Source organism: Brevundimonas sp., assembly GCF_036677305.1.
GTDB lineage: Bacteria > Pseudomonadota > Alphaproteobacteria > Caulobacterales > Caulobacteraceae > Brevundimonas.
Genome location: NZ_JAKFEB010000058.1, coordinates 1 through 16,331, shown reverse-complemented (window position 1 = coordinate 16,331; position 16,331 = coordinate 1). Strand labels below are relative to the sequence as shown.

Here is a 16,331-nt window from a genome sequence, read left to right as displayed (position 1 = left end):
ACGCCATCCATCGACGTCCTCAAGGACCCCCGGCGTAAGCGCCCCCGGGCTTCATCGCTCGACCACAGCCCGCCGACATCGAGAAGCGTGGATCCGACGCCCTCCCCACCGACGGGATGGGGGCATTATGGGGCGGGGGTTACATGCGGCTACGAGATGACGCTGCTGCGCGCGGATTGGCGCAATGGATCAAAGGGTTGGCTTCTGCAACTCGTCTGTTTCAGCGCGAACCTGCAGCATTGAAACCGTCATTCCGGGGCGCTCGGAGAGCGAACCCGGAACCCAGGGGATCCGCCGCCGTCGTCCGACGCGCCGCCAATATCGAGCCCGGTCTCCTGGGTTCCGGGTTCCTCGCTGCGCTCGGCCCCGGAATGACGGAAGGAAGGGGGGCCGCCTCTCCCTACTTCGGTTGGTCTTTCGCCCATTTCGGACAGCTGGAAGCCGACGCCGTCGTCCGACGCGCCGCAATCGTCGAGCCCGGTCCCCTGGGTTCCGGGTTCCTCGCTGCGCTCGGCCCCGGAAGGACGGGGGTGGGTGGCGTTCGCTCCCGGGCAGGCGACCCTCAGTTCCCCGGACGCTCCGCCGGCGCCGCATCCGCCGGGCTGGCCGGCGTGGGGCCTGCCGCGTCCGCGACGGCCTGGCAGTCGTTGCCGGCGTAGAGGCCGTTCAGATAATACCAGCGGTGGCGGACAGCGTCGGCCACGGCCTCCTTGCGATTCCGGTCGGGAGTGGTCAGGGCGTCGACGCCTGCGATGGCCAGACCCGCGCCGGGGATGAGCAGGGCCGCGCCGGCCGAGGCCACGCCGGTGATGGCGCTGAGGATGCCGTCGCCCGGCGCACCGCCCATTTGCTGGCTCAGCTGGGCGGCTTCTTCCGAAATCTGCGGACAGGTCATGGCGGTGTCGTTGGCGCGCATGACCGCGACGGGGGCGTCGGCGGGCGCCTCGGCCTGCTGGGCGAAGGCGGGCTGGACGGCGGCAGCCGTCAGGACGGCGGCGACGGAAAGGATACGCAGTTTCATTGTACTCAACCCTAGGAGCCCCACGCGACAGAACGGCTGCGGAGGGCGAGGGTTGCGTTGGATGGCGACCCCAATACCGTGCATCCCCGCGAAGGCGGGGACCCAGGTTTCAGCGGCAGGCACGCTGGTGGAGTCAGCCGGCGATCGGCCCAACACCGGCGGCGAGGCAAAAGCCTGGGTCCCCGCCTTCGCGGGGATGCACGGATTCAGATCACGCGCGAACCGCCCGCGTCGCCTCTACGCCCAGAGCCTGCAGGGCTGCGGCGGCGATATGCTCCGCGTTCAGGCCCGCCGTGGCGTACATGGCGGCCGGGTTGTCCTGGTCCTGGAAGACGTCGGGCAGGCAGAGGGTGCGGATCTTCAGACCGGCGTCCAGCGCGCCCTTTTCGGCCAGAAGCTGGAGCACGAAGGCGCCGAAGCCGCCCATGGCGCCCTCCTCCACCGTGATCAGGCATTCGTGCTCGCGGGCCAGGCGCAGGATCATGTCGGCGTCCAGCGGCTTGGCGAAGCGGGCGTCGGCGACGGTGGCCGAGACGCCGCGCGCCGCCAGGGCCTCGGCGGCCTTGAGCGATTCCTGCAGGCGGGTGCCCAGCGACAGGATGGCGACGGTCGTGCCCTCGCGGACGATGCGGCCCTTGCCGATTTCCAGAGGGGCGGCGAGTTCGGGAATCTCGACGCCGACGCCGTCGCCGCGCGGATAGCGGAAGGCGGAGGGGCGGTCGTCGATCTCGAGGCTGGTGGCGATCATGGCGGCCAGATCGGCCTCGTCGGCGGCGGCCATCAGGACCATGCCCGGAAGCGCGCCCATGAAGCCGATGTCGAACGACCCGGCATGGGTGGCCCCGTCGGCGCCGACCAGACCGGCGCGGTCCATGGCGAAGCGCACCGGCAGCTTCTGGATGGCGACGTCGTGGACGACCTGGTCGTAGCCGCGCTGGAGGAAGGTCGAATAGATGGCGCAGACCGGCTTCATCCCGTCGGCGGCGAGGCCGGCGGCGAAGGTGACGGCGTGCTGTTCGGCGATGCCGACGTCATAGGTGCGGGTCGGGAAGGCCTGGCCGAACAGGTCCAGACCCGTGCCCGAGGGCATGGCGGCGGTGATGGCGACGATGGTGGGGTCGAGTTCGGCGCGCTTGATCAGCTCGGTCCCGAACACCTTGGTGTAGCTGGGGGCGTTGGAGGCGGCCTTGGCCTGTTTGCCGGAGACGACGTCGAATTTGGCCACGGCGTGCAGCTTGTCGGCGCTGCTCTCGGCGGGGGCGTATCCCTTGCCCTTCTGGGTCACGACGTGGACGACCACCGGGCGGTCGGTGATGGCGGCGGCGTTCTTCAGGATGGGGACCAGATTGTCCATGTCGTGCCCGTCGACGGGACCGACGTAGTAGAAGCCCAGCTCCTCGAAGAAGGTGCCGCCCACGATCATGCCGCGGGCGTATTCCTCGGCCTTGCGCGCGGCGTTGCGGAACGGGCGCGGCAGGTGTTCGGCGACCGACTTCCCGAAGCGGCGGAAATTGCGATAGGCGCCGCCCGAGACCTGTTTGGCCAGATAGGCGCTCATGCCGCCGACCGGCGGGGCGATCGACATGTCGTTGTCGTTGAGGATGACCATCAGCTGGCCGTTGGTGGTCTCGGCGGCGTTGTTCATGGCCTCATAGGCCATGCCGGCGGACATGGAGCCGTCGCCGATGACGGCCACGACGCGGTTCTTCCCGCCCTTCTGGTCGCGGGCGGCGGCGAAGCCGAGGGCGGCGCTAATCGAGGTCGAGGCGTGGGCCGCGCCGAAGGGGTCGTATTCGCTCTCGGAGCGCTTGGTGAAGCCCGACAGGCCGCCCGGCTGGCGCAGGGTGCGGATGCGGTCGCGGCGGCCCGTCAGGATCTTGTGCGGATAACACTGGTGGCCGACGTCCCAGATCAGGATGTCCTTCGGCGTTTCCAGAATGTGGTGCAGGGCGACGGTCAGCTCGACCACGCCGAGGCCGGCCCCGAGATGGCCGCCGGTGACGGAGACGGCGTCGATGGTCTCGGCCCTGAGCTCATCGGCCAGCTGGCGCAGCTGGGGGATGTCGAACCCGCGCGTGTCGGCGGGAAGGTTGACCTGGTCGAGCAACGGGGTGTCGGGCATGGAAACTCTTCGACTTCTCAATCCGATGCCGGATCGAACAATACGATCCGTCACCTTTACCCCGTCATTCCGGGGCCGCGAAGCGGAACCCGGAACCCAGGACCGCTGATGAACTCCTGGGTTCCGGGTTCGATGCTGCGCATCGCCCCGGAATGACGGAATTGGATTACGACTGTCGCTTTAGCACGAAGTCCACACTGGCCTTGAGGATTTCGGCGTCGGAGCCGAAGACGTCGAGGTGGGCGCGGGCCTGATCGGCGAGGTGCGCGACCCTGTGCCGCGCCGCCTCGACCCCCAGCAGGGTGACGAAATTGGTCTTGCCCTGGGCCGCGTCCTTGCCGGCCGCCTTGCCGAGAATGTCCTCGTCGCCCTCGACGTCCAGCAGGTCGTCGACGATCTGGTAGGCCAGGCCGATGTCGTGGGCGAAGCTGATCAGGGCCTGACGGTGGATCTCGCGGGCGCGGGCGATGATCAGGGGAATCTCGAAGGCGTAGGTGAACAGGGCGCCGGTCTTGAGCCGCTGCATGCGGGCGACGCCGCCCAGGTCGTCGCGCACGCCGAGCAGATCGATCATCTGGCCGCCGGCCATGCCGCGCGCGCCCGAGGCCAGCGACAGCCGGGCGGCCAGTTCGCAGCGGATCTCGGCGTCGTCATGGGTGTCGGGATGCAGCAGGATGTCGAAGGCCGCGGTCTGCAGGGCGTCGCCGGCGAGGATGGCGGTGGCCTCGTCATAGGCCTTGTGCACCGTGGGGCGGCCGCGGCGCATGTCGTCGTTGTCCATGGCCGGCAGGTCGTCGTGGACCAGGCTGTAGGCGTGGACGCATTCGAGGGCGCAGGCGGCGCGCAGGACGGGCCGCTCCTCGATGTCGAACAGTTCGGCGGCCTCCAGCGCGAAGAAGGGCCGCAGCCGCTTGCCGGGGCCGAGGGCGGCGTAGCGCATGGCCTCGGTCAGGCGCGATTCGGGGCCGCTGGCGCGGGGCAGCAGTTCGTCCAGGGCGACGGTGACCAGATCCGCGACCTCGGCCACGCGGTCGATGACGCCCTGCTCCGGGGAATTGGCGGCCGGGGCCTGGGGCGGGTGGAGGGTCAGAACAGCCTCCCGCCGATCTCGACCTCGCGGTCGACGCCGACCAGCACGACCTCGCCGGCGGCGTCCGGGAAGCCCAGGGTCAGGACCTCGGACATGAAGGGGCCGATCTGGCGCGGCGGGAAGTTGACGACGGCGGCGACCTTGCGGCCGACCAGTTCGTCGCGCGTGTAATGGGTGGTGATCTGGGCCGAGGACTTCTTCACGCCGACGTCGGGGCCGAAGTCGATGGTCAGTTTGTATGCGGGCTTGCGCGCCTCGGGGAAGGCGTCGGCGGCCAGGACCTGACCCACGCGCACGTCCACCTTCATGAAGTCGTCGAAGCCGATCTGGGCGGCCGGGGCCGGCATCAGCTGAACTCGGCGGGTTCGACGCCCTTCGCCCCGCCATCGGGGCCGACGACGATCTTCTCCACACGCAGCTGGGCCGCCTTGAGGCGGTTCTCGCAATGGGCCTTCAGGAGCGCGCCCTCCTCGTAGAGCGCGATCGATTCCTCGAGCGGAGCCTGTCCGGACTCGAGCTTGGACACGATGGCCTCGAGACGCTGCAGGGCGTCCTCGAAGCTGAGATCGGCGGGGATTTGAGCGGCGTCAGTCATCGACGGCGACCCTAGAGGGGGCGGAAGCGCGTCTCAAGCAGGGAGCGGACTATTCCTGAATCGGGACACGGCGGACCGAAACGATGCGGATGCGGGGATCCAGCATCTGGCCGCGCATGAAGCCCTCGCCCTCGGTGGGGGATTTGGGGGCGGCCAGGATCTGGCGGACGATGTCCATGCCCTCGACCACGCGGCCGAAGACGGCGAAGCCCGGGTCGTCCGGCGCGGACTTGCCGGCGTCCAGCGAGCTGACGTTCCCCACGATGATGAAGAAGTCGCCGGTGGCCGTGCCGGGGTCAAAGCGGGCCATGGAGAGGGCGCCGTCGGTGTGGGTCAGGCCGGTCTCGCTGGTCGGTTCATGGGCGATGGGCGGCAGGACGCGCTCCGGCGCGCCGCCGGTTCCGCCCTGGATCAGGCCGGCGGCGGGGCTGAGGACCATGCCGCGATAGAAGGTCACGCCGTCGAAACGGCCCTCGTCGACATAGCGCAGGAAATTGGCCGAGGTGACCGGCGCGCGGGGGTCGGTCTCGGCGAGGATGGTCCCGATGTCGGTCTGGATCGCCACCCGGACGGCGGCCGGATCCTGGGCGAAGGCCGCGACGGGGGTCGCGAGGCAGAACAGGAGGGCGAGCAGGGTCCGGCGGATCATCGGGCTCTCCGGCGCCGTCAGCGCTTCTCGTAGCGGCGCTGGGACCAGTATTTGAAGCCCTGGTTGTGGACCAGGGCCCAGCCGTCGGCGCGCAGGCGGCGGCCGACCATGTGATTGAAATAGCCGTGGGCGAGGACCAGCACGTCCTGACCGCTTTCAGCGCGGGCGATCAGGGCCTGGGCGGCCTTTTCGGCGCGGCATTCGGCCTGACGGCGGGTTTCCTGCCCCTCGTGGTGGTTGAAGGCGTGCCACCAGAAGCGCGCGACGGCGCCCCAGTATTTCGGCGGCAGCTTGAACCACGAGGGGAAGCGCGGCGGCGGCAGCGGCGCCTCGATGAACAGGGCGTCCGACATGACCTCGCGGCCGGCCGAGATGGCGGCGGCGGTTTCCTGGGCGCGGGGGCGGGTCGAGGCGTAGATGGCGCCGGCGCCCTCGGCCGTGGCCAGCAGTTCGGGCGGCGGGGTCTGGCCGGCGCGCAGGCCGCCGACTTCGTATTTGGCCCACCAGTCGCGGTACTGGTCGGAGGTCAGCAGGCATTTGCGCGACAGGGCGGGCTCGCCGTGACGGGCCAGAACGATGGCGCCGGGACGCACCGAGACCAGCGCCGGGCGGGCCGGCTGGGCAGTCACGGGAATCGTCGGGTCTGCCATCAATGGGTCTCGGGCGGGTGCGGGCATGATTTGCGGAGGATAAGCCTTTGGCGAACCGTCCCTATTCCTCCCCCAAGGCCTGAACGTGGGCGACCGCGGAACGGCCCAGCCCTTCTAGGTCGTAACCGCCCTCGAGCGAGGCTGCAACCTTGCCGCCGCAACACGAACGCGCGACCTCGAGAACGGCGCGGGTGGCCCAGGCGAAATCCTCCGCCTCCAGACTCTGGTGCGCCAGCGGATCGCGGCGGTGGGCGTCGAAGCCGGCGGAGATCAGGATCAGGTCCGGATTGAAGCTTTGCAGCGCGGGCATCAGCCCGCCCGAGAAGGTCGCCCGCCAGGCCTCGCGGGCCGCATGGGGCGGCACCGGGGCGTTGACGATATTGCCGACGCCGGTCTCGGAGGCCGCACCCGTGCCGGGATAGAGGAGCATCTGGTGGATCGAGCCGAGGAACAGGTCGGGGTCGTTCTCGAACGCGGCCTGGGTGCCGTTGCCGTGGTGGACGTCGAAATCGATGACGGCGACGCGGGCCAGGCCCTCGGCCTGGGCGACGCGGGCGGCGACGGCGACATTGGAGAACAGGCAGAAGCCCATGGCCTGGCCCGGCTCGGCGTGGTGGCCGGGCGGACGGACGGCGGCGAAGGCGCGGGTCGTCTCGCCGCGGGCGATGGCGCGAACGGCGTCGATCACCGCGCCCGCGGCGAGGCGGGCGGCGCGGATGCTGCCGGGCGACAGGACGGTGTCGGCGTCGAGCTGGCTCAGGCCGGTTGCGGGAGAGGCGTTCAGCAGGCGGGCGACATAGTCGGCGGGATGCAGGCGTTCGAGGTCGGCGACGGCGGCCTCGGTCGCGGCGCGGCGATCGAGCGACAGGCCGGAATCGTCAAGGGCGTCCAGCACGGCCTTCAACCGCTCCGGCCGCTCGGGATGACCGGCGCCGGGGCGGTGTTCGATCATGTCGGGGTGGGTGAACAGGGCGACGCTCATCGGGGTGAGGATAGGAGCGGCTTCAATGCTTGTCGCGGGTGATGTCACCTCTCCATTCGCGTCAGGCGAATGGGGAGGACAGGTCGGCGCGCCAGCGGCGACCAGGAGGGGGCGGCGCCGGCGGGTGTGTTGAGCTTACCCGGCGCCACCGAGTCGCCCCCTCCTGACCGCTGCGCGGTCTGTCCTCCCCATCGGCCTGCGCCGATGGGGAGGTGAAGGTGACGGCCGGCGCGGCTGAGTGTAGTGCGGCGCAATGAGCGAACCCATCATCCGCCCCGCGACCGACGCCGACGCCGACGCCCTGGCCGGGATCGGGCGCCAGACCTTCATCGACACCTTCGTGGACGTCGGCGGATTCGCCATCCCCTACCCGGCCGAGGATCTGGAAGCGTATCTCGGCTCCAGCTTCAGCGCAGAGGCGTTCCGGGAGAAGCTGAAGGAGCCGGGCGGCGCCTGGTGGGTGGCCGAGCGGGACGGCGAACTGCTGGCCTTCGCCAACGCCGGGCCCAACGGCCTGCCCCATCCGGACGCCCGACCCGGCCACGCCGAGCTGCGGCGGCTGTATGTTTCGAAGTCCGCGCAGGGGCTGGGTCTGGGCGCGAAGCTGCTGGAGATCGCGCTGGACTGGATGGAGGCCCACACCGACGGCCCGTTGTGGATCGGGGTCTGGAGCGGGAATCTGAAGGCGCAGAAGCTGTATGCGGCCTACGGGTTCGGGAAGGCCGGGGAGTATGAGTATCCGGTCGGCCGCTGGCGGGATCACGAGTTCATCTTGCGGCGCGGCTGAGCCGGGCTCAGGTTAGCCCCATGCTCCTCCCCTTCTTCACCGCCCTGAGAGACGCGCGCGTGCCCGTGTCGATGAAGGAATGGCTCCATCTGATGGAGGCCATGGACCGCGACATCGCCGGGCGGAAGGTCGACGACTTCTACCACCTGTCGCGAGCGGTGCTGGTCAAGGACGAGAAACATTACGACCGGTTCGACCAGGTGTTCGGCAAGGTGTTCGCCGGGATCGAGACCGTGGGCGCGGGCGAGGAGCCGGCGCTGGACGTACCCGAGGACTGGCTGAGGTTCCTCAACGAGAAATACCTGACCGACGAGGAGAAGGCGCAGATCGAGGCGCTGGGCGGGTTCGAGAAGCTGATGGAGACGCTGAAGCAGCGGCTCGAGGAACAGCAGGGCCGGCACGAGGGCGGGTCGAAATGGATCGGGACCGGCGGAACCAGTCCGTTCGGCCACGGCGGCTACAATCCCGAGGGGGTGCGCGTCGGCGGGCCCGGCAAACAGGGCCGCGCGGTCAAGGTCTGGGAGAAGCGCGAATACCGCAATCTGGACGACCAGGTCGAACTGGGCACGCGCAACATCAAGGTGGCCCTGCGCCGCCTGCGCCGGTTCGCGCGGCAGGGCGCGCCGGACGAACTGGACATGGACGCCACGATCGACGGCACGGCGCGTCAGGGCTGGCTGGACATCCACATGCGGCCCGAGCGGCGCAACACCATCAAGGTGCTGCTGTTCCTCGACATCGGCGGCTCGATGGATGCCCATGTGAAGATGTGCGAGGAACTGTTCTCCGCCGCCAAGACCGAGTTCAAACACCTCGAATTCTTCTACTTCCACAACTGCCTCTACGAGGGCGTGTGGAAGGACAACCGGCGCCGGCACACCGAGAAGATCCCGACCTGGGAGGTGCTGAACAAATACCCCGCCGACTGGCGCGCCATCTTCGTCGGCGACGCCACCATGAGCCCCTATGAGGTCACCATGCCCGGCGGCTCGGTCGAGCACTGGAACGAGGAGGCGGGCGCGGTCTGGATGAAGCGGGCCACGCAGCAATGGGACAAGGTCGCATGGCTGAACCCGTCGCCGGAGCGGTACTGGAGCTATTCGGCCTCGGTCGGGATGGTGCGCGAACTGGTCGACGAGCGGATGTATCCGCTGACGCTGGAAGGGCTGGAGAAGGCGATGCGGGCGCTGGCCAAATAGGTTAGGGTTCTCCGGAGTTTCCGGGAGGTCCGCCATGCTCGCCATCGTGTTCGCCGTCCTGCTGCAACAGGCGGCCCCGGCCGCGACCGGCCAGGTCCTGTGGGAGGAGCCGGCGCCCCCGCCGGTTGTCGCCCCGCCCGCCGAAATCCCCGTCATCCCCGACAGCGCCCGCGCCGACCCCTATGGCTATGAGCGGGCCGAGTGCAGCCCGCTGATCCGCAAGGCCTCGGAATCGATGGAGGCCTGTCAGGCGCGGGTGCGCAGCGCGCTGGCGGCCAATCTGGGCGACGCCCTGCCGCCGGGACTGGCTCCGGCCGGAGCCCCGGACGAGTGTCGACTGGCGGCGGCGGGCGACCGCTACGCGCTTCAGTGCGGGGCGCCGGACCGGCCCGCGCGGGCCGACGTCAGGCTGCAGGAACAGACCTGCGAAAGCCGCCCGCAGGCCCGGCCCAACGGCGGCGTGGTGTGGACCGAGGAATGCCGGCCCGCCGACGGCTCCCCGCCGGCCGAGGACGGTCTGAAGATCCGCCTGGGCGGGGACTGATTTCGCACCTGTCATCCCGGACGCCGCAACGCGGCGATCCGGGACGGAGCGCGGCCACAATTGAACACTCCCGGAAATCGCAGCGCGATTGTCCGGGAGAGATGTGGAACCTGACCCCTCTCCCGGATCGCTGCCGAAGCAGCGTCCGGGAGGATCAGGTCATCGCGGGGAAAGCATCCCGGATCGCCGCGTTGCGGCGCCCGGGATGACAAGATCTGACTAGTTGCGGTTGTCGCGGATCGTGTCCTTCAGACCGCCCACGGCGTTCTGGATCTTGCCCTCGGCCTGATCGGCGCGGCCTTCGGCCTTCAGTTTTTCGTCGCCGGTCACCTTGCCGGCGGCTTCCTTGATATTGCCGCCCAGGTTCTTGGCGGCGCCTTCGATACGGTCATGATCGGGCATGGAAAATCTCCTGGCTGACACGCCGTCGGACTGACGGCGCCTGTGCAGGAAAGAGCGAACGGAGGCGGGAGCCGTTCCGTATGGTCCCGCTAGGCGTGTCGCCGCAGCCAGGTCGTCACCGCCCAGGCGTGGGCGTCGTGGCGCAGCTGCGCCACGGCCGTGTGCGGATGCAGCCAGACCAGTTCGTGATCGGCCTCGACCTTGGCGGCGGGGTCCAGCGACAGCTGTTCCGCGATCCAGAAGCCGCCCTGGTTGTTGATCGGAGATCCGTCGGACTTGCGGAAATACTGGGACGCCTCGGCGATACGGACGAAGGGGCGGACGAACATGCCGGCCTCCTCGACGAATTCGCGGACCAGGGCCTGTTCCTCGGTCTCGTCGCCGTCGACCGCGCCGCCGGGCAGGTCGAAATAGCTGCCCTCGCCCCGGTCGACGCGGACGCAGGCCAGTTTCCCCTCATGGAAGACGAGGCCGAACGCGGTGGGCCGCGCGGCGTAGTCGAGGTCGGGATCGCGGCGGCCGAACTGGAGCATGGGCGGGTAACGCGTCCGGTGCGTTAAAGATCGAAGGCGAGGCGGGCGCGGACGCCGCGGTGCTCGCCGTCGTATTCCACCCGCGAGCGCAGGCCCGAAGCCATGGCGGTGATGATCTTGCCGCCCAGACCCGTGCCGCGGGCCTTGCCGTCGCCCATTCCCGGGCCGTCGTCCTCGACGGTCAGCAGGGCGCGGCTGGCGCCGTCGGGCTTGAGAATGACGCGGATCTCGCCGCCCTGGCCCGGCGCATAGGCGTATTTGACGGCGTTGGTGACCAGTTCGGTGACCACGACCCCCAGCGACACGGCCTGGTCGGTGGAGACCCGCATGGGCTCGGCCTGGAGGGTGATGGTGGGCGAGGCGTCGCCCGGGCCCACGGACTTGCCCAGTTCGTCGATCAGGCCGTCCAGATATTCGTCCATGGCCACCGTCGACACGTCGTCGGAGGTGTAGAGGCGGCGGTGGACGTGGGCCACGGCCTCGATCCGGGCCTGGGATTCCTTCAGCGCGGCGCGGGCGCCCGCGTCGGTCATCTGCCGCAGCTGCAGCGACATGAAGCTGGACACCAGCTGCAGGGAGTTGCCGACGCGGTGGTTGACCTCGCGCAGCATGGCCTCGGCGCGGTCGCGGGCGAGACGGACCTGCTCCTGGGCCGCGTCGTTCTCGCGCTGCAGCCGGCGGCGGGACACCGCCTCCTCGAGCGCGTTGCGCAGCAGGGTGGTGAAGTCCTCGGACACGTCCTTGATGACGTAGTCGGCGGCGCCGGCGCGCAGGGCGGCGACGGCGATGCGCCCTTCCTGGGCCCCCGTGACATAGACCACCGGCGGCGGGTTCTTCAGCGCGATGATGTCGGGCAGGATCTCCAGCCCCTCGCGGCCGGGCATGTAGTGGTCGAGGGCGACGACGTCGAAGTCGGCGGCGCGTTCGGCGAGGATTTCCAGACCCGCGTCCCCGTCCGGGGCGCAGGCGACGGCGAAGCCGTGGCGCGTCAGCTCCTTCTCGACCAGCCGCGACAGGCCGCGGTCATCGTCGATATAGAGCAGGCGGATGACCGCCCCCTGGGTCCTCAAGATCTGCTCACTCGATCTCCGGGGCCTGCATGACGGACAGGAACAGGCCCAGCTGGCGGATGGCGCCCGCGAAGCTTTCGTAGTCCACCGGCTTGGTGATGTAGACGTTGCAGCCGAGGTCGTAGCAGCGCTGGATCTCGTTCTTGTCGTCGGTGGTGGTCAGGACGACGACGGGCGCGCGGCGCAGGCGTTCGTCCTTCTTGACCCGCTCGAGGATGTCGGTGCCCGACATGTCCGGCAGGTTCAGGTCCAGCAGGATCAGCATCGGCCCGTTGAGACGGACTTCCTCGCTGAACAGATAGTCCATGGCCGAGCCGCCGTCGGCGAAATGGGCGATCTCGTTGGCGATGTTGGCGCGCCGGATGTTCTTTTCGATCAGCTTGGCGTGACCGAGGTCGTCCTCGACCATCACGATCTTCACGGCAGTGCTCATCAGTAGTCTCCGGCGTCCGCGAGGACGAGGCGTGTGGGGAATTTCAGCATAAATGTCGAGCCCTTTCCAAGCTCTGACTCGACAGTGATGTCTCCGCCGAGGCGGCGCACGCTGTTGCGCACGAAGGCCAGGCCGAGGCCTTCGCCCGCCCGGTCCTGCTTACCCGAGCGGCGGAACAGTTCGAAGATGCGTTCATGGTCGCGTTCGGAAATGCCGCGGCCGTTGTCGGCGATCCGGTAGACGACCCAGCCGTCGCCGGTTTCGGCGCCCGAGACGACGATACGGCCCGGGCGGGCCGGGTCGAGATATTTGACGGCGTTGTCGACCAGGTTGCCGAGGATCTGCTCCATCGACAGCCGGTCGCTTTCGACGCCCGGCAGCCGCTCGATGAGGATTTCGGCGTCGGAGGCCTCGGTCTGGTGCCGGACGCTGTCCGCCACGCCCTGCGCCATGGCGGTCATGTCGAGCATCTCGGGAACCAGCACGCGGCGGCCCTCGCGGGACAGCTTCAGGATGGCGTTGATCAGACGGTCCATCTTCTCGGTCGAGGCGCGGATGAAGCCGATCGCCTCGGGGACGTCCTCGCGCACGGCGGTGATGACGCCGGGGTCGACCTTGCGGACCTTTTCGGCGGCGGCGATGGCCGCGTCGATCACCTTGCCGGCCTGCTCCAGTTCCGAGGTGTAGCCCATGACGTTGACCAGGGGCGCGCGCAGGTCGTGGCTGACGATATAGGCGAAGCGCTGGATTTCCTCGTTGGCGCGGGTCAGTTCGAAGGTGCGGTCGCGAATCCTCTGCTCGAGCCCGGCGTTCATGGCGTCGAGGGCGTCGCGCGCCTCCTGCATCTCGATGACATAGCGGCGGATGAGCCAGCCGCTGATGCCGGCCAGGGTCACGATGAGCACCGCGGCCAGGGCGTTGACCAGCACGGTCGCGCCCGAGGCCCATTCGGTCTGGCGCGTGCCGAACTGGAGCCGGGTCGCCTGGATCTCGTTGATCGCGGCGGTTTCGGCCCGCATCTGGTCCATCAGAACCTTGCCGGACCCGTCGCGGATCAGCCTGACCCCGTCGTTGAACCGCCCCATGCGGCCGAGGGCGATGGTGCGGTCGATGATGTCGAGCCGCTGCTGCGACAGGGCCTGCAGCCGCTCGACGCGCGGCGACAGGTCCGGATCCCCCGCGGTCAGTCCGGCCAGTTCGTCCAGATGGTCGGGCAGTTGCGCCGTGGCGGTGTTGTAGGGCTCGAGATATTCGACCTGACCCGTCAGCAGGAAGCCGCGCTGACCTGTTTCCGCATCCACGGACAGGGTCATCACCTCGTTGGCGACGAGGCGGATGCGCTGCCCCTTCTCCACGCTGTCGTTGAAGTCGCTCGTCCGCTGCAGCATCACGAAGACGCCGATGTTGACGATCAGCAGGAGGGCGATGGCCCCCGCCAGCAGACTCACCACGGACCGGCTGAGCGACGACGTGCGCAGGAAGCGGCCAAAAGCCAGAAGCGTGGGACGCAGCGCCGATATCATCGGACGCGAGCATTAGCGGCGTGTTCGGCCCTGTCCAGTCGCGTCCCGGGGGAAACCCTGTCCGCTCCGGCGATTTAGGGTAAAGGTGCGTTCGTCAGGTTCGGGGGAAGCGACATGGTCTGGTGGTGGTGGATCGTTCCGGCGGTCGTCGGCCTGCTCGGCGTCGTACTGCTGTTCAAGGGGCTCGCGGGCCTGTTCAGGGGCCGGTTCTTCAGCGGCCTGCTGGCCGGCGCGGGCGGGGCGGGCTTCATCGCGGCGGCCGTGATCGCCTCGCTTCTGGCGCTCGACATCCAGACCTATGGCCGGCTGACCTATGAGCGGCCGGTGGCCACGATCCAGACCCGGCAGCTGGGCCCGCAATATTTCGAGGCGACCGTGATCCAGCCCGACCGGGGCGAGCACGCGCCGGCGGTGACCAACCTCTATCCGCTGCACGGCGACGAATGGCGCATCGAGGCCCAGGTCCTGAAGTGGAAGCCGTGGGCCAATGTGCTGGGGCTGGATACGCAATACCGGCTGGACCGGCTGTCGGGGCGCTACGCCTCGATCGAGCAGGAGATCAGCGCCGAACGCAGCGTGCATCCCCTGTCGGGCGGGGACGCCCCGGTCACCTGGCTGCCGTGGAAGGTCAGCACCTGGGACACGGCGCGGCGTTACCGCCGCTATGTCGACGCGGTCGACACCCTGTACGGCGGCGGCGCCTATATGCCGATGGCCGACGGCGCGAAATACGAGGTCTGGATCACCCAGTCCGGACTGGTCGCCCGCCCCGCCAATGACGCGGCGCGCACGGCGTCGTCGGGAGGATGGACGGAGGTGCGGTAAGAACTCTCCTCCCCACATCGTGGGGAGGTGGCGCGGCGCGCAGCGCCGTGACGGAGGGGGCGACGCGGTGGCCGACGGAAAGAGCTACGAACGCGCCAAGGCTTTCCGGAAGGCGCTGACGCCGCCAGAAGCCCGGCTGTGGCTGTATCTGAAAGAGCGCAAGCTGCGCGGGCTGAGGTTTCGGAAGCAGCATCCGATCGGGCCGTACATTCTCGATTTTTTCTGTGCGGAAGCCGCGGTGGCGGTGGAGGTGGATGGGTCGTCTCACGACCATCCCGAGCGGGCTGAGCGCGATCGGCGTCGGACGATCTGGCTGCACGGGCGAGGCATTCGAGTCGTTCGCATCGCGGCGCGTGATGTGCTGGGCGAACTGGAAGGCGTGCTCGGGTTTATCGCGCAGGTTTGCGAGGAACGGCTGTCGTCCGAGTCGCCCCCTCCGTCACGGCGGCTGCGCCGCCGCGCCACCTCCCCATCTGGCGATGGGGAGGAGATTGATGGATCGGCCTAGACCGTCCCGATCGTCCGCAACCGCGCCCGCGGGTGGACCTCGTTCTGGCTCATGACCACCGTCTGGCCGCGGAAGCGTTCGATGATCGAGCGGACGTAGGGGCGGATCTGGGGGCCGGTCAGGAGGACGGCGGTCTCGCCGGCCATGGCGGCGCGTTCGAAGACATCGCGGACGGCGCGGATGAAGTCCTGCAGGCGTGACGGGGCCATGGCCAGCTGACGGTCCTCGCCCTGCCCGACCAGGGCGTCGGCGAAGGCGGCTTCCCATTCCGGCGACAGGGTGACGATCGGCAGGGCGCCGTCGTCGCCCTTGTGCTGCCAGCACAGCTGACGCGCCAGACGGCCGCGGACGTGCTCGACCAGGGTGGTCACGCTGGAGGTGTGCGGCGCGGCCTCGGCCAGACCTTCCAGAATGGCGCCCAGGTCGCGGATCGAGACCTTTTCGCGCAACAGGGTCTGCAGGACGCGCTGCAGGGTGGTGACGCTGACGACCGAGGGGATCAGTTCGTCGACCAGCTTCTTCTCTTCCGGACCCAGTTCCTTCAGCAGCTTCTGCACCTCGGCGTAGGAGAGCAGGTCGGCCATGTTCTCCTTGAGGATCTCGGTCAGATGGGTGGTCAGCACCGTCGAGGGGTCGACGATGGTGTAGCCGCGGAAGGTGGCCTCCTCGCGCAGGCTTTCGTCGATCCACGTCGCCGGCAGGCCGAAGGCGGGTTCCCGGGTGTGTTCGCCCGGCAGTTCGACCTGACGGCCGGCGGGATCCATGGCCATCAGCGAGCCGAGGCGGACCTCGCCCTGCCCGGCCTCCATCTCCTTGATGCGGATGGCGTAGCCCTGGGTGCCGAGGCGCATGTTGTCGAGGATGCGGACCGACGGCATGACGAAGCCGTACTCCTGGGCCAGCGAACGGCGCAGGGCGCGCACCTGGTCGGTCAGGCGGCGGCCTTCCAGATCGTTGATCAGGGACAGCAGGGAATAGCCGAGCTCGATCTTGACCTCGTCGATGGTCAGGGCGGTGCTGATCGGCTCCTCGACCTCCTCGCGCGGGCCGGATGCTGTGGCGGCCATCTCGGCTTCGGTCGGCTTGGGCTTGAGCCGTTCGCGGCCCAGCCGCCAGGCCATGAAGCCCGTGCCTATGGCCAGGGCCGCGAAGGGGATCAGCGGCATGCCTGGGATCAGGCCGATCAGGCCGGCGGCGGCCGAGACGACGCCGAGGCTGACGGGGTTGGTGGCCAGCTGGGCCACCAGCGCCTTGTCGGCCGTGCCCTCGACGCCCGCCTTGGACACCAGGAAGCCGGCGGCGATGGAGATGACGATGGCGGGCACCTGGGTCACCAGACCGTCGCCGATGGTCAGGGCGACGTAGCTGTTGGCGGCCTCGCCGATCGGCATGCCGTGC

At 69.1% G+C, this 16,331-nt stretch carries 19 protein-coding genes; 5 read left to right on the top strand and 14 right to left on the bottom strand.

The window, feature by feature from the left end; translation table 11 throughout:
* Window positions 1-562: 562 nt before the first annotated feature.
* The 8 genes from V6M42_RS03580 to V6M42_RS03545 all read right to left on the bottom strand — a co-directional run bounded on the left by V6M42_RS03580 (window position 563) and on the right by V6M42_RS03545 (window position 7,109).
* Window positions 563-1,021 (bottom strand): hypothetical protein, encoded by a 459-nt coding sequence (locus tag V6M42_RS03580; RefSeq protein ID WP_332677204.1) that lies wholly within the window; start codon window positions 1,019-1,021, stop codon window positions 563-565.
* Window positions 1,022-1,232: 211 nt separating this feature from the next.
* Complete coding sequence (gene dxs, locus V6M42_RS03575; protein WP_332677202.1) at window positions 1,233-3,143, bottom strand: 1-deoxy-D-xylulose-5-phosphate synthase; 1,911 nt, start codon at window positions 3,141-3,143, stop codon at window positions 1,233-1,235.
* A gap of 166 nt (window positions 3,144-3,309) precedes the next feature.
* A complete protein-coding gene (locus tag V6M42_RS03570) occupies window positions 3,310-4,179 on the bottom strand; it encodes a polyprenyl synthetase family protein (RefSeq protein WP_332658704.1) in 870 nt (289 codons plus the stop codon).
* A 50-nt stretch (window positions 4,180-4,229) separates the two neighbouring features.
* A complete protein-coding gene (locus tag V6M42_RS03565; RefSeq protein ID WP_332677206.1) occupies window positions 4,230-4,580 on the bottom strand; it encodes a tRNA-binding protein in 351 nt (116 codons plus the stop codon).
* A complete protein-coding gene (locus tag V6M42_RS03560; protein ID WP_332658700.1) occupies window positions 4,580-4,828 on the bottom strand; it encodes an exodeoxyribonuclease VII small subunit in 249 nt (82 codons plus the stop codon). Before V6M42_RS03560 ends, V6M42_RS03565 begins: the two co-directional genes overlap by 1 nt.
* Before the next feature lie 49 nt (window positions 4,829-4,877).
* Complete coding sequence (locus tag V6M42_RS03555) at window positions 4,878-5,477, bottom strand: peptidylprolyl isomerase (RefSeq protein ID WP_332677200.1); 600 nt, start codon at window positions 5,475-5,477, stop codon at window positions 4,878-4,880.
* A 17-nt stretch (window positions 5,478-5,494) separates the two neighbouring features.
* Window positions 5,495-6,127 carry a histidine phosphatase family protein gene (locus tag V6M42_RS03550; protein ID WP_332658698.1) on the bottom strand — a complete coding sequence of 211 codons (633 nt, stop codon included), beginning with the start codon at window positions 6,125-6,127 and terminating at the stop codon, window positions 5,495-5,497.
* A 61-nt stretch (window positions 6,128-6,188) separates the two neighbouring features.
* Window positions 6,189-7,109, bottom strand: coding sequence for a histone deacetylase family protein (locus V6M42_RS03545; protein ID WP_332677197.1), 921 nt, complete (start codon window positions 7,107-7,109; stop codon window positions 6,189-6,191).
* 253 nt (window positions 7,110-7,362) lie between these two features.
* On the opposite strand from V6M42_RS03545, the gene V6M42_RS03540 reads away from it, so the two are divergent.
* Genes V6M42_RS03540 through V6M42_RS03530 form a run of 3 tightly spaced genes read left to right on the top strand, consistent with a single transcriptional unit; the run spans window position 7,363 to window position 9,639 of the window.
* Window positions 7,363-7,896 carry a GNAT family N-acetyltransferase gene (locus V6M42_RS03540; RefSeq protein WP_332677196.1) on the top strand — a complete coding sequence of 178 codons (534 nt, stop codon included), beginning with the start codon at window positions 7,363-7,365 and terminating at the stop codon, window positions 7,894-7,896.
* 20 nt (window positions 7,897-7,916) lie between these two features.
* A complete protein-coding gene (locus V6M42_RS03535; protein ID WP_332677194.1) occupies window positions 7,917-9,095 on the top strand; it encodes a vWA domain-containing protein in 1,179 nt (392 codons plus the stop codon).
* A 34-nt stretch (window positions 9,096-9,129) separates the two neighbouring features.
* Window positions 9,130-9,639, top strand: a complete 510-nt coding sequence (locus tag V6M42_RS03530; RefSeq protein ID WP_332658694.1) for a hypothetical protein — start codon at window positions 9,130-9,132, stop codon at window positions 9,637-9,639.
* Window positions 9,640-9,858: 219 nt separating this feature from the next.
* On the opposite strand, the gene V6M42_RS03525 is transcribed toward V6M42_RS03530, so the two are convergent.
* The 5 genes from V6M42_RS03525 to V6M42_RS03505 all read right to left on the bottom strand — a co-directional run bounded on the left by V6M42_RS03525 (window position 9,859) and on the right by V6M42_RS03505 (window position 13,600).
* Complete coding sequence (locus V6M42_RS03525) at window positions 9,859-10,041, bottom strand: CsbD family protein (protein WP_056619428.1); 183 nt, start codon at window positions 10,039-10,041, stop codon at window positions 9,859-9,861.
* Window positions 10,042-10,130: 89 nt separating this feature from the next.
* On the bottom strand, window positions 10,131-10,574 hold the full coding sequence (locus V6M42_RS03520) for an NUDIX domain-containing protein (RefSeq protein WP_332677192.1): 444 nt from the start codon (window positions 10,572-10,574) through the stop codon (window positions 10,131-10,133).
* Between the two features lie 23 nt (window positions 10,575-10,597).
* Entirely contained in the window at window positions 10,598-11,644 is a 1,047-nt protein-coding gene (locus tag V6M42_RS03515) for a sensor histidine kinase (RefSeq protein ID WP_332677190.1), read from the bottom strand.
* A 7-nt stretch (window positions 11,645-11,651) separates the two neighbouring features.
* Window positions 11,652-12,077, bottom strand: coding sequence for a response regulator (locus tag V6M42_RS03510; RefSeq protein WP_332658447.1), 426 nt, complete (start codon window positions 12,075-12,077; stop codon window positions 11,652-11,654).
* Entirely contained in the window at window positions 12,077-13,600 is a 1,524-nt protein-coding gene (locus tag V6M42_RS03505) for a sensor histidine kinase (RefSeq protein ID WP_332658448.1), read from the bottom strand. Before V6M42_RS03505 ends, V6M42_RS03510 begins: the two co-directional genes overlap by 1 nt.
* A gap of 114 nt (window positions 13,601-13,714) precedes the next feature.
* Between V6M42_RS03505 and V6M42_RS03500 the strand changes: the two genes are divergently transcribed.
* Both V6M42_RS03500 and V6M42_RS03495 read left to right on the top strand, forming a co-directional pair.
* The gene (locus tag V6M42_RS03500) at window positions 13,715-14,425 is read left to right on the top strand and encodes a hypothetical protein (RefSeq protein WP_332658450.1); all 711 of its coding nucleotides are present in this window, start codon (window positions 13,715-13,717) and stop codon (window positions 14,423-14,425) included.
* A 67-nt stretch (window positions 14,426-14,492) separates the two neighbouring features.
* Window positions 14,493-14,933 carry an endonuclease domain-containing protein gene (locus tag V6M42_RS03495; RefSeq protein WP_332677188.1) on the top strand — a complete coding sequence of 147 codons (441 nt, stop codon included), beginning with the start codon at window positions 14,493-14,495 and terminating at the stop codon, window positions 14,931-14,933.
* On the opposite strand, the gene V6M42_RS03490 is transcribed toward V6M42_RS03495, so the two are convergent.
* On the bottom strand, window positions 14,930-16,331 hold a 1,402-nt coding region (locus tag V6M42_RS03490), incomplete at its 5' end, for an FHIPEP family type III secretion protein (RefSeq protein WP_332677187.1). The genes V6M42_RS03495 and V6M42_RS03490 overlap by 4 nt on opposite strands.

Excerpts from the sequence above, each read along its gene's own strand:
- V6M42_RS03545 (WP_332677197.1), bottom strand. The coding sequence starts at position 7,109 with ATGAGCGTCGCCCTGTTCACCCACCCCGACATGATCGAACACCGCCCC.
- dxs (WP_332677202.1), bottom strand. The coding sequence starts at position 3,143 with ATGCCCGACACCCCGTTGCTCGACCAGGTCAACCTTCCCGCCGACACG.
- V6M42_RS03520 (WP_332677192.1), bottom strand. The coding sequence starts at position 10,574 with ATGCTCCAGTTCGGCCGCCGCGATCCCGACCTCGACTACGCCGCGCGG.
- V6M42_RS03560 (WP_332658700.1), bottom strand. The coding sequence starts at position 4,828 with ATGACTGACGCCGCTCAAATCCCCGCCGATCTCAGCTTCGAGGACGCC.
- V6M42_RS03530 (WP_332658694.1), top strand. The coding sequence starts at position 9,130 with ATGCTCGCCATCGTGTTCGCCGTCCTGCTGCAACAGGCGGCCCCGGCC.
- V6M42_RS03565 (WP_332677206.1), bottom strand. The coding sequence starts at position 4,580 with ATGCCGGCCCCGGCCGCCCAGATCGGCTTCGACGACTTCATGAAGGTG.
- V6M42_RS03540 (WP_332677196.1), top strand. The coding sequence starts at position 7,363 with ATGAGCGAACCCATCATCCGCCCCGCGACCGACGCCGACGCCGACGCC.
- V6M42_RS03535 (WP_332677194.1), top strand. The coding sequence starts at position 7,917 with ATGCTCCTCCCCTTCTTCACCGCCCTGAGAGACGCGCGCGTGCCCGTG.
- V6M42_RS03525 (WP_056619428.1), bottom strand. The coding sequence starts at position 10,041 with ATGCCCGATCATGACCGTATCGAAGGCGCCGCCAAGAACCTGGGCGGC.
- V6M42_RS03510 (WP_332658447.1), bottom strand. The coding sequence starts at position 12,077 with ATGAGCACTGCCGTGAAGATCGTGATGGTCGAGGACGACCTCGGTCAC.
- V6M42_RS03505 (WP_332658448.1), bottom strand. The coding sequence starts at position 13,600 with ATGATATCGGCGCTGCGTCCCACGCTTCTGGCTTTTGGCCGCTTCCTG.
- V6M42_RS03555 (WP_332677200.1), bottom strand. The coding sequence starts at position 5,477 with ATGATCCGCCGGACCCTGCTCGCCCTCCTGTTCTGCCTCGCGACCCCC.
- V6M42_RS03580 (WP_332677204.1), bottom strand. The coding sequence starts at position 1,021 with ATGAAACTGCGTATCCTTTCCGTCGCCGCCGTCCTGACGGCTGCCGCC.
- V6M42_RS03500 (WP_332658450.1), top strand. The coding sequence starts at position 13,715 with ATGGTCTGGTGGTGGTGGATCGTTCCGGCGGTCGTCGGCCTGCTCGGC.
- V6M42_RS03550 (WP_332658698.1), bottom strand. The coding sequence starts at position 6,127 with ATGGCAGACCCGACGATTCCCGTGACTGCCCAGCCGGCCCGCCCGGCG.